Here is a 12,679-nt window from a genome sequence, read left to right on the forward strand (position 1 = left end):
CCCCCTGGACCCCGATTGTTACCAGACGCTGGACAGTTGCGAGGAAAAATTCTGATGGAGTTTGATCCGGTCAACGCACTGCATGTCGATTACCTGGAGGGAAAACGCCACGCTTTCAAAGAAGCGATGGCCCGGGTGAATCGCTTGCCGGAGTACATTTGGCCGGCAGCCTGTTTTCCTGGCCCCACCCAGGGTATTGCCGGCGCCCTGTTTGCCCGTGGGTGGCTGTTGGAACATGTCCACCCGCGTTATCACGCCGACGTTCTGGCCGTCTCCCGCAATCGTCAACTCTCCTGGCTGGTTGACCTGCTCCAGCATGCGGAAAACTCGACCATCCCCCATTTTGTCGATCGGTTTTTGACCTGTTGGTGGCCAGAGGGGCTGCCTGACCGGGAGAGCCTGGTGCAACGCATTCTGGGACGTTGGGAGGCCATGGACCCGTTCCGGGAGACCCGCCAAACGACCTATCGACGTATCCAGGCAGAACAAAAACGTGAATTTGGCGCTTTCGACGACGCCTTCGATCGTGAACGCCTGGATCTGCTTGACCGATTGCCCGATCCGGCTCCGGGTTCCACACGTTTGGCCAAAGCAGGCCTGGTACCCGGTCTGGCTTGCCGCCAAAGTTGCCGGCACTGCATGTTTGTCTGGCGGCCCCCGACGCGGCATGCTCCCGATCCCGGACCACTCTTCGATCTGGTCAATACCCTGTCCAACAAAATTCTTTTTACGGGTGGCGATCTGAGCGGCCATATGGACTCCCTGCTGCGTGCCTTGCGCACCATGGACCGGGTCAGCTACTTTGCCGTGCTCCTGAATGGCGATTTTGCCGAGAGTCTGGCAGCCGCCACAGAATTTTTTGCGCAGTTGCGGCAGGCCCTGGCCTCCCGGCCCCGCCACGCCTCTCCGGCAGAGGTGATGGTGCAGATCAGTTTTGACGAATTTCACCAGGAGATTCTGGCCGATCGGCATGGCAACCTGTCCGAGCGCATTCCGGTGGCGCGTATTGCCCACATCATGGTGGCATCCCTGGCGTTTCCCGACATCCAATTGACCCTGCTGCACAAGCAGAACCGCCTCAATTTTGCCAATGAACTGTTCCGGCGCGGTGTCTTCTCCCGATTGGCGCGTGAGCTGGGTCAGCTTGGCCATCGTCTTGAGGTGCGCGCCTGTTCCGCCTCCCCGCGCCTCAAGGCCGATCCGGTCAATCCTGCCCATGCGGGGTCCGTCATTCGCGATGTCCTTCTGGTTCTCGCCGATCAGCCGCAGCGCATCATTCAAATGACGAGTTCCACCATTGATGCCCACGGGCGTGCGGAGCGCCTGGATCCCAGCGAATACATCAACGAACGCGCCTACATGCAGCGCATTCTTGCCCAGGGTCCGCCCGACACCGAACGTTTCGATACCGATCTCATGTTTCACTACCACGGACCGGTGACCCTCTTCGCTGCCCTCCACTACACCCTGGGAGATTGGCGTCACGATGCGGCAGCCACCATTCTGGCCCGACATCGCAAGGATCCCCTCTGTCGGGCATTGGAAAAATTTGCCGCACCCCTGCTCGACCTCTATGCCGAAGTTCAAGATGACCTGCCCACCCTCCTGGAGCGCGCCACCGGCCCCCACCACCTCTTTCACCGCCTGACGCGAGAGGGGCGGGTTCGGTTGCATTTGACCAGGCGGTTGTTGTGTACGGATCCCCTTTGATATGGAGATTTGATGAAATTGCGTTGGTAAATGTGAAGAGCCAGAGTTTTCATCGTTGCAGTGAAGGTGACCCGTGGTTCTTCCCTGGTCCATACTTTTCCCAAGTTATGGGCACTTTTGCATTCCGAGTCGGTCGATTCGATCCCATTTCAGACACCTTCATCATAAAAAGCGGTCAGTGCAGTGGCAAACCAGAAAAGTTGATCATCATTAAAGTCAGTACTGATCCATTCTGGAAGGGTGCTCCTGGAAAACTGAAGATTCTGAAGCGCAACTGCAAGTTGTCTAATCTTGGCGTTAATACGATCTTCTATAGCTGCATTTTCAACCCCAAGCGCAAGGGCACGCGCCAATCCAAGAAGAATCTCGAGAAATACAAATTTGGCTGATGCTGGATCATCTGGTTGACCGATAAACGACCAAAAATCTCGACCAATTCGACGGTAGACCCTGATTTTTTTGGTCTTCTTGTCAATAAGAACACCTGGGTATTTGACGCGGTCTTCCTCGACAAAACCGTACTCAAGCAGTTTCACCAAAATTTGGTTTTCTTTATTGTTTGTGGTTCGATCTGTCCCATAAGTAAGCCCAAGCACAATATCAATATTATCAACTCCAGGATATGATGATTTTGTTTGAGACGCCCAAATTTCAATATTGTCGCGGATTGCGGCTGTCATGCCCTGTACCTGGGTATCATTAATTGTGTTTGGACCACTCTTGATAGATGTCATGAAACGACGTTTGCCAACAACGCATGATCGATCAATCTCCCGCCATTGAGAAGTTGTTCTTTGACGGGCACGATTCTCACGCGACAATCCATTGAGAGCATCAAATTCAGTCTGTTTTTCCGGAGGGTCAGTCCACCTGACGTCGGCTCGAATTGGGTATTGTCCTACGAATGCCGCCTCGACAGATTTTCCGAATGAAGTTTCCAATGCCATATATAACTTACTGTTAAACAGGAATCTGCCAAATGCTGTTGGATCATCGAGATTTGTGACACTGGCAGCAGTCATGAGCACATATGGGTTTGCACGATAATCCGAAAGTCCGTCGCGTCTTTCAAAAGCAGCAGGCACATTCTTACTGATGTATTCGGACAAAAGTCCGCAGAGGTTATTTATTCGCTTGCGGTTTACCTTTTTGAAAAGGGTATAAACCTCACCGGGATCGAACCGATGACAATTGGCTTTCAATATGTCGAAAAACGGATTTTTTAATCTTTTAGCCATTATCCATCCTTAACCAATAACACGTGTGCGCCGCAATGTTTGCGGTGATTCATATGTATTTTTTGAATTGTCTTCGCCATCCTTCCAGACAAACGTCTTGCCAGATTTAAACCATTGCCTTGTCCTGATATGTGACTGGAGGTAAATGATCCTATGGTTTTTCGGTGCGTCAACTAAATGGTCATCATTTCCATCTATGCGGTCGAGAAATTCGGCAATCGCATTCCCAGAGACGATTCCGAGACGCACAGGGACGGCATTTCCTACTTGAGCGTACTGCTGGGCAGCCGTACCGCAAAACGCCCAGTCAATCGGGAATTCCTGGATCAACGCATATTCTTTCAAACTGAGTGCCCGTACTTCTGTGGGATGGCAAAGTGACGTGCCGGCATGATTTGGCATTGTTACCAGAGTTGGACATGGCAGGTCGAAGGTGAGCCTGCGCCACCAACCTGACCGACCTCCTTTGGCAAACCAAGCACGCCCCATGGACTCTTTCTGAATTTCCAGCGGCAAACTGCGCCAGTTCGATCCTTCAGGAACCATAGCCAAATAGGATTTCTTGCGCGGACTGAAATCCATGATAACGTCGCCGGGGTTATCTAGATGGCCAATTGCGTCACGGAGTGTCCGCCACGGCTTGACTCTGCCATCCTCTTTAACAAATTCGGATGATGATCGACCATTGTTTGGTGCGCACGGAGACCCGTGAGTTGGATTTGGAAAATCAAACTGGATGCCGAGGCGATTACCGATAAATAAAGCGCGCTCGCGCAATTGAGGCGCACCATAATTAACGGCATTAACCTCGAAACAGTCCATATGATACCCGCACCCTTCAACACATGTCAGATCTTCGGCGAATAGGCGTACAACGGATCCTGGCTCCTCTTCAGTCTCCAGTGGAGAACCCCCTCGCTCAGGCCTGGTTGCGATAGGCCTGTGACGCAATGCAGCCGACAAAAGCCCCCTCACGTTTTCCATCAAAAACATGCGAGGTTTCATGCATTCTATAAAACGGAGAAAATCCCATGGCAAAGTTCCCCGTGGATCCTGGATGGTCCCACGTTTGCCAGCGGTACTGAATGCCTGACACGGTGGTCCGCCAACCAATAAGTCAAGCTCCCCAGGTTTCAGACCAGCTGCGGCAAGCACCTTTTTCGGATCAAGGTTGGTGATGTCTTCCTCAAAGATAGCCAAGTGTGTATGGAGTTTTCCTGCCTCCTTGTTGGCACGGATGGTATCACAAAATGATCGTTCCTTATCAACGCAAGCCAAAATATTAAATCGACCTGTCTCATGCAGGCCAATATCTAAACCCATTGCGCCCGAAAAAAGCGAAATGGTACTATACTGTTTAGGATCTGTCCTGCCGCACGAGGTCATGCAAATCCTCTTGATTCTGTGGAAGCGTGAGTTCCAAAAAACGGTTTATGGGAATACCCTGCCTAACACAACTCCTGCCGGACACAATCTCCCCTTAAACATGAAGTATATGAGTATATTTTTAGGCGCACTCACAATCAATAAGGAAAAAGCAACTTCCGACTCCGGAGGGGAACCAAGTTTCTTCTCGAACCGCTCATGCCAACCAAATTTTTCCCCAGAATCCAGATTTCATAGTGAACTTGTTGCCACATTTTGGCAAGGCGATTGGTCACCAATTGCAAGCTCTCTCACCGATCCAGAACGAAACACCCTCTTGGGGAATGAGAAGAAGCCATGATCACTTCATCCAGTGAAAAACCATTGATTTTGCTGGTAGGCGACGATCCGGACACCAGCCGTCTGTTGTGGAACGTTCTGTCGCCGGAGGGGTATCAAATGCGTGAGGCCCACTCCGGCGAGCAGGCGGTGGAGCTGTTTCAGGAGTGTTCCCCGGATCTGGTACTGATGGATGCCAACATGGCCGGGATGAGCGCCTTCGATGCCTGCACCCGCATCAAACACTTGCAAGGGGAGTACGACGTTCCCGTGGTATTCATGGCCGATTATCCCTGCGAAGGAGAGACGTTGCGCAACGTGTACCAGGTGGGGGCGGAGGAGTTCGTTTACAAACCGGTCAATCCGGATATTTTGCGGCACCGCCTGGCGCGTCTGGTGAAGGGTCACCAGGAAAAACGGGTTCTCCAGGAAAAGGAGACCCGCCTGCGGCAAATCCTGGAATCGACAGTGGATGGAATCATCACCATCGACACCCGGGGGATCATTCAATCCTTCAATCCCGGGGCACAACGCATATTCGGTTACGAACCCGATGAAGTCCTTGGCAAGAATGTCCGCATGTTCATGCCTCAACCATACCAGGACGAACATGACGGTTACCTGCAACGTTATTTGCAGGTGGGTGAGACCCGATTTGTAGGACACGGGCGGGAGTTGCAGGGGCGCCGTAAAAATGGTGGCATCTTTCCGCTTTACGTGGCCATCAACAGCATGCGAGTTGGCGGACGGGTTTATTTTACCGGCATTCTCCGCGATATGACCCACGCCAAGGCCGCTGAAGAGGAGATCCAAAAACTGGCCCGGGTGGTTGAAGAAAGCCCCAGCATGATCATGATGACCGACCCGGATGGCATCATCGAATACGTCAATAAAAGATTTCTGACGGTGACCGGCTATGCCGTGCAGGATCTCCTCGGTCAACATGCCGATATGCTCCAAAGTGATGAACAGGCAGAGAACACCCTGACGCACATGTGGCATGCGCTGCGGAGCGGAGATGTCTGGCGTGGCGAAACATTGAATCGCCGCAAGGATGGAACACACTTTTGGGCCGGCGTCACCAAGGCCCCCATCTTTGGCCAGGCAGGGGAGATCACCCATTTTGTGGCCACCTCTTCGGACATCACCGAACGCAAGATCGCCGAAGCGAAGGTGACGTGGAGTCAGGAGTCCCAAAAAGTCATCAATGCCTTGTTGAAGACGGCTGTGGAGGCGCTTCCCCTGAAACGGCAATTGGATCAGGTGTTGGAGATCTTGTTGTCAGCTCCCACCCTCACCACCATGGTGCATGGGGCGATCATGTTGATGGATGATCGCACTTCCGAACTGGTCATGGAGGTGCAACGCGGGTTTCCCTCCGCGCTGCCCCAACGTTGCACGCGAGTGACCGTGGGACATTGCCTGTGTGGCCAGGCAGCCCAACTGCGAGAGATCGTTTATGCAGACGGTTCACTGGAACACTATCCCGAGTTCCATGATCCGGTCCAGAAACCCCATGGCCACTACTGCGTCCCCATCATTGGGGAGATGAAGGTTTTGGGGGTGATTTGCATCTCCACCCAAAAGGGACATCGACGCACGCCGGAGGAAGAGTCCTTTTTGACCTCGGTTGGGCAGACCCTGGCCAACATGATCCAGCGCAAACGCTTTGAAATGGCCCTGCAACGCATCGCCGCCGAGCAGGATGTCATTCTGGCCAATACCGCCGTGGGGATCGCCTATGTGCAGGAGGGGCGTTTCATTCGCACAAACATGCGGCTGGTGGAGTTGATTGGCTGGACCGATCAGGAGTTGCGCGACAAAACAGCCGAGATACTCTTTGCCTCGCATACCGAGTTCCGCACGTTGGCCCGGACAGCGCTGCGTGTCTTGCGGAAAGGACGTACCTTTCGCGCCGAACACATGATGCAACGCAAGGATGGGGGACGCTTTTGGTGCCGTTTGGTGGGCAACTCCGTCGAGGATGACAGCCTGCGCAACAAGGCCATCTGGATCTTGGACGACATCACCCAGGAAAAAGAGGTGGAGGCGGCCCTGCGCCGCGCCAAAGATGCCGCTGAACGGGCCAGTCGGACCAAATCCACTTTTCTGGCCAACATGAGCCACGAAATCCGCACTCCCATGAACGGCGTCATCGGCATGCTCGAATTGCTGGGCAAATCCGCACTGGACCCCACGCAACGTCGTTACCTGGATGTCGCGGTCAGCTCTGCCGACATGCAGCTCAATATCATCAATGACCTGCTCGATTTTTCCAAAATCGAGGCCGGTAAGCTCGATTTGGAACGGGCCCCCTACTCGCTGGTCGATGCTGTGGATGCGGTGACCCGGATCCTTTCCGCCCGGGCGCATGACAAAGGGTTGGAGTTCAATTGTTTTATCGCTCCCGACCTGCCCCATCGGGTGGTCGGTGATCCCATGCGCCTGCGCCAGGTATTGATCAACCTGATCGGCAACGCCATCAAATTTACCGCCAGAGGGGAGGTTTCCATTCGCGTCGAGACCGAGTGGCGAAGCCGGGAGTCGATTCAGGTTCGCTTCCAGGTGCTGGATTCAGGCATCGGCATCGACCATGAAACCCAGAACCGTTTGTTCAACCCCTTTACCCAGGCGGACAGCTCCACCACCCGTGAATATGGGGGCACCGGTCTGGGATTGGTCATTTCCAAACAGCTCGTCGAGGCGATGGGCGGACACATCGGCATGACCAGCCAGTTGGGACGTGGATCGACGTTCTGGTTTTCGCTTCCTTTTGAAATTCGCGAGGGGATCGAGGCGGGAAATCTTGATGCCGTGCGCGAATTGCGGGCCCTGGTGGTGGATGGCAATGAAACCAACCGTATCCTCATCGGTGAGTATCTGGCCTCCTGGGGCACCCACTTTGAAAGCGCCTCGGGGGCGGATCGCGCCTTGGATCTGATCCAAAAGAACAGGCATTCCGGCGAGTTTTACAATCTGATCATCCTGGATATGCAGATGCCGGGTCTGGACGGCCTGGGATTGGCGCGGCGCATTCGCGGCATGTGCGGCACAGCTTCACCCCCCATGCTGATGCTGACCTCGGGTGAACAACCCGATGCATGGACGCTCCAGGAAGCAGGCATCCGCTTCTGTCTGGCCAAGCCGATTGGACAATCCCGGTTGCTCGATGCCATATCCATGGTCGTGGCCGACCAGAGACGGGAGATGACCCCACCCCAACCGGGGAGTGATATACCACACTTCAAAGGCAGGGTGCTGCTGGTCGAAGATGTCTTTGTCAATCGAGAGGTAGCCCAGGGCATGCTCTCCCGCATGGGCCTGGAGACCAACATTGCCAACAACGGTCGCGAAGCCGTGGAACAAATCGCCGCCATTCACTTCGATCTGGTCCTGATGGATGTCCAGATGCCGGAAATGGATGGCATCGAGGCGACCCGCCATATTCGCCAAACCATGACCGATCGACGCATTCCCATCGTGGCCATGACCGCCCACACCCTGACGGGTGATCGGGAACGGTGCCTGGAGGCCGGCATGGACGACTACCTCGCCAAGCCGGTACGCTGGAACGACTTGGCCGGTGTCCTGGGCAAATGGCTCCCCGGAACGATCCGGCCAAGCGTTTCTTCTCCGTCAAATGACCCGCACATTCCCCAACAACCCACTGCCGTTTTCACCACATCCGGCACCCCGGCGACCGTGACCTCACCAGCCCGGAAAAAGACCGGCGGCCTGGATATGGGCACCCTCAAAACCTTGCGCGATATTCTGGCCGGGGCGCCGGGGCGCTTTGCTCTGGTCCTGGAAAAATATCTGGAAGGGGTTCCCAAATATCTCGACGACATGAGCGCTGGGTTCGAAAATGACGATGCAGAAGCCGTTTACCGGGCTGCCCACACTTTGAAATCCCAGAGTCTCTCCGTTGGCGCGGTAGAACTCTCCCGCTATTGCCGGGAGTTGGAGAGCGTCCGGGAGAAAAAAAATCTCCAGGATCTCACCGGGTATTACCAAACCATATTGGCAGAATTTTCCCGTGTCCGCCCCGCCCTGGAAGAAGAGATCAAAAGCGTTGCCGACAGCCGGGGCATCCTTCCCTGAGACAGTTTACCCCCATCAAGCCCGTTTTTGGGCCGGTTCCCGGGCCATGGCACGGGGAACCAGCAAAAATTTATGGTCCTCGATGAGCTGTTTCATGCGGCGGCGATGCGACACGCTCAGAAGGCCTTTTTCCGCCATGTGGGCCAGCTGTTCGACCTCACCATCGCTCAGGCGGGAAAAAATCTTTTTGTAGGAGTTGTAATCCGTTGCTTCACCGAGGCGATCCAGATTGGAATTTCCCAGGACAAATGTCTGTCTCAGCATGGCTCACTCTCCTCGTTGGCGTTGCCCGGTCCTTCTGGTTTTGCAGCTGGATGAGCGACCGGGACACCTACGGGAATATCAACCTGTATGCCACGCGACCCTTGCAGGTTTCATATTAAATAACGACATGAAAATAAACGAGTTATTTTTTAAAATCGGAAAACACCCGATCCGTGAAAGCAGCGACCCGGCAAGAAGGTTTTGCCGGATCCGGCAAATTTTGCCGGATCCGGCAGGGATTGCCGGGCTGAAGGTCAGGTGATCACGGTGGGGCGTTCCCGTCCGGTGCGTTTTTTGATGCCGGCCAGGGAGTCGGCGATACGGATCAAGTCGGCCAACGCCTCCTGGGCATCCAGGCCATGCCGAGCCGTATCGGGCTCATAACGCTCCAGGTAGATGCGCAGGGTGGCCCCTTTGGTGCCGGTTCCCGAAAGCCGGAAGACGATGCGCGACCCATCGGCAAACCCAATGCGGATGCCCTGTTTGGTGGAGACGCTGCCATCCACAGGATCGGTATAGCTGAAATCATCGGCCAGGGTGATTTTGCGTCCCTCGAAGCTTTGTCCGGGGAGGGAGTCGAAACGTTTGATCAGGTCATCCATCAGCCCCTGAGCGGCGGCGGAATCGACCTCCTCATAATCGTGGCGCGAATAGAAGGTGCGGCCATACTGCTGCCAATGGGCGCACAGGATGGACTCCACGGACTCCCGCCGTTTGGCGAGGATATTGAGCCAGAACAAAACAGCCCACAGGCCATCCTTCTCCCGAACGTGGTCGGAACCGGTGCCGAAACTCTCTTCGCCGCACAGGGTGGCGCGTCCGGCATCCAGGAGGTTGCCGAAGAATTTCCAACCGGTGGGCGTTTCATAACAACCAAAACCCTTGACCTTGGCGACACGGTCCACAGCGCCGCTGGTAGGCATGGAGCGGGCCACACCGGCCAACCCCTTTTGGTACCCCGGAACCAGATGGGCGTTGTCGGCCAGGACAGCAAGGCTGTCGCTCGGCGTGACGAAGAAACGTTTGCCCAGAATCATGTTGCGATCGCCATCGCCGTCGGAGGCCGCCCCGAACTCCAGGGCGTGAGCGCCAAGCATGATCTCAACCAACTCTTCGGCGTAGGTCAGATTGGGGTCGGGGTGCCCGCCGCCGAAATCCTCCTTGACCACACCATTCATGACCGTCCCAGCCGGGGCGCCCAGGCGTCCCTCCAGAATGGCCTTGGCATAGGGACCGGTCACGGCATGCATGGCATCGAAACGCATGCCAAAGGCGCCGCTGCGGAACAAATCCCCAATGGCCTGGAAGTCGAACAGGGACTCCATCAATTCTGCATAATCGGCCACGGAGTCGATGACGGAGATGGTCATGTTGCCCAACTTCCGATCACCAAGGGTATCCAGATCCACAGGGGCGGCATCCTCCAAAATTTTGTAGGTCTTGATGCGCTTGCTGTGGTCGTAGATGGCATCGGTCACCTTCTCCGGGGCCGGACCACCATTGCCGGTGTTGTATTTGATGCCAAAATCCCCATCCGGGCCGCCTGGATTGTGGCTGGCGGAGAGGACAATACCCCCAAACGCCTTGCGCTTGCGAATGATGCAGGAGACTGCCGGTGTCGAAAGCACCCCACCCTGCCCCACCAGGACGCGACCAAAGCCATTGGCGGCGGCCATGCGCAGGATGGTGGCGATGGCCTGCCGGTTGTGATAGCGGCCATCTCCCCCCACGACTAGAGTTTGGCCCTGAAATCCTTCCAGGGAATCAAAAATGGACTGGACAAAATTTTCCAGGTAGTTGGCCCCCTGAAATACGGTGACCTTTTTACGCAAGCCGGATGTTCCGGGTTTTTGATCGGTGAAGGGGGTGGTGGAGACGCTCTTGACAGTCATGGTTTCCTCTCGCGACGGGGTAGGGTACGGGGCAAACCGCTCTTCAGGATCCTGATTTCGTCAGTATAATCCCGGAATGGCCGATTTCCCAACCCCTGGCGAAAGGCGTCAGAAAAGGCGGGGAACAAAAGCCATATCGTTGGCCAGACGCACGCTTTCACCAGCCTGGACAATGACGAACAGGCCCTGTTTCATGGCAAACTGCTCGACCCCCTGGTCGATGACGATGCCGGCGACCGCCCCCATGATCCGCCTGTCGGCATACTCCGGGTAAAACTCCTTGAATTCACCCAATCTCTCCATATGCCGGCGCACATCGTCCACTTTCAACTCGCTTTTGACCTCCACGATCACGACGGCTGTCCCGTCGATCACCAACAGGTCGATCTCCATGTGCCGGTTGCCGGGCAGGGATGCCCTGGTACGCGGATGCACCTTGTGGACAGGTATACCCCGCTCCATGAACATGGTCTCGCAGGCTGGCGCCACCAGTCCCTCGACAAACTCCCCCCAGCGGCCACCCAGATTGCCAACCAACTTTGAAACCTCCTTGAGCTTGCGGTCGGTTTCCTGCATCTGCCTGTCGGTCTTGGCGCTGCTCTCCTGCATGGCCCGCCTGATTTCCTGGAATTCACGCTCCCGTTCTCTGGATCTGGCTTCCGCTCTGGCTTCCGACTCCTTGAACATGCGGTTGGTCTCTTCAAACATCTTCCAGATGTCATCGATCGTCACATGTTGGGACATGGATCCACCCCTGATGGTATAATTGTTGAAAGGACTGTCAGACAAACTCTTCCACACCAAACTTTTTTTGGAAGAGCGCTGAACGGTCACATCAGAAGAGACGGGGAACAAAAGCCATATCGTTGGCCAGACGCACGCTTTCACCAGCCTGGACAATGACGAACAGGCCCTGTTTCATGGCAAACTGCTCGACCCCCTGGTCGATGACGATGCCGGCGACCGCCCCCATGATCCGCCTGTCGGCATACTCCGGGTAAAACTCCTTGAATTCACCCAATCTCTCCATATGCCGGCGCACATCGTCCACTTTCAACTCGCTTTTGACCTCCACGATCACGACGGCTGTCCCGTCGATCACCAACAGGTCGATCTCCATGTGCCGGTTGCCGGGCAGGGATGCCCTGGTACGCGGATGCACCTTGTGGACAGGTATACCCCGCTCCATGAACATGGTCTCGCAGGCTGGCGCCACCAGTCCCTCGACAAACTCCCCCCAGCGGCCACCCAGGTTGCCAACCAACTTTGAAACCTCCTTGAGCTTGCGGTCGGTTTCCTGCATCTGCCTGTCGGTTTTGGCGCTGCTCTCCTGCATGGCCCGCCTGGTCTCCTGCCAGTCACGTTCCATTGCCTTGGATCTGGCTTCTGCTTCTTTGAATCTGGCTTCTGCTTCTTTGGCTCTGGCTTCTGCTTCTTTGGCTCTGGCTTCAGCCCTGGCCTCTGCTTCTTTGGCTCTGGCTTCAGCCCTGGCCTCCGACTCTTTGAACATGCGGTTGGTTTCTTCAAACAGCTTCCAGATATCATCGATTGTCACATGTTGGGACATGGGTGTCTCCCGTGGTGGCACATGTGTCGAAAAGAGAGTCAAAAAAACGGCGGAGTCAATAGTACATCTTAACCTGGTTTTAGAATCTCACAGTCTTTAATTGTGGTCCAATATAGCCAACCAGGATTTTACCCGGTCCCGGGGTTGGATCGTAGTAAATGCGCCATTTGTCGCCAATTTTGACGTGGTGATTGAAAACAAGG

Annotated in this window: 8 protein-coding genes; 2 read left to right on the plus strand and 6 right to left on the minus strand. The window is 55.2% G+C overall.

The window, feature by feature from the left end:
* Nucleotides 1-54 precede the first annotated feature (54 nt).
* Entirely contained in the window at nt 55-1,710 is a 1,656-nt protein-coding gene (locus tag HQL63_02275) for a hypothetical protein (GenBank protein MBF0175665.1), read from the plus strand.
* A gap of 149 nt (nt 1,711-1,859) precedes the next feature.
* On the opposite strand, the gene HQL63_02280 is transcribed toward HQL63_02275, so the two are convergent.
* Together HQL63_02280 and HQL63_02285 are read right to left on the minus strand one after the other, a co-directional pair.
* Nucleotides 1,860-2,948 carry a hypothetical protein gene (locus tag HQL63_02280; protein MBF0175666.1) on the minus strand — a complete coding sequence of 363 codons (1,089 nt, stop codon included), beginning with the start codon at nt 2,946-2,948 and terminating at the stop codon, nt 1,860-1,862.
* A gap of 9 nt (nt 2,949-2,957) precedes the next feature.
* Nucleotides 2,958-4,334 (minus strand): DNA cytosine methyltransferase, encoded by a 1,377-nt coding sequence (locus HQL63_02285; GenBank protein MBF0175667.1) that lies wholly within the window; start codon nt 4,332-4,334, stop codon nt 2,958-2,960.
* Nucleotides 4,335-4,670: 336 nt separating this feature from the next.
* Between HQL63_02285 and HQL63_02290 the strand changes: the two genes are divergently transcribed.
* A complete protein-coding gene (locus HQL63_02290; protein ID MBF0175668.1) occupies nt 4,671-8,753 on the plus strand; it encodes a PAS domain S-box protein in 4,083 nt (1,360 codons plus the stop codon).
* Between the two features lie 15 nt (nt 8,754-8,768).
* On the opposite strand, the gene HQL63_02295 is transcribed toward HQL63_02290, so the two are convergent.
* From HQL63_02295 to HQL63_02310, 4 genes are all read right to left on the minus strand, one after another.
* Entirely contained in the window at nt 8,769-9,017 is a 249-nt protein-coding gene (locus HQL63_02295; protein MBF0175669.1) for a hypothetical protein, read from the minus strand.
* Nucleotides 9,018-9,271: 254 nt separating this feature from the next.
* Complete coding sequence (locus HQL63_02300) at nt 9,272-10,909, minus strand: alpha-D-glucose phosphate-specific phosphoglucomutase (protein ID MBF0175670.1); 1,638 nt, start codon at nt 10,907-10,909, stop codon at nt 9,272-9,274.
* Between the two features lie 108 nt (nt 10,910-11,017).
* Nucleotides 11,018-11,653 (minus strand): DUF3782 domain-containing protein, encoded by a 636-nt coding sequence (locus HQL63_02305; protein MBF0175671.1) that lies wholly within the window; start codon nt 11,651-11,653, stop codon nt 11,018-11,020.
* 91 nt (nt 11,654-11,744) lie between these two features.
* Entirely contained in the window at nt 11,745-12,476 is a 732-nt protein-coding gene (locus HQL63_02310; protein MBF0175672.1) for a DUF3782 domain-containing protein, read from the minus strand.
* Nucleotides 12,477-12,679 lie beyond the last annotated feature (203 nt).

It is taken from the genome of Magnetococcales bacterium (assembly GCA_015231175.1).
GTDB lineage: Bacteria > Pseudomonadota > Magnetococcia > Magnetococcales > DC0425bin3 > HA3dbin3.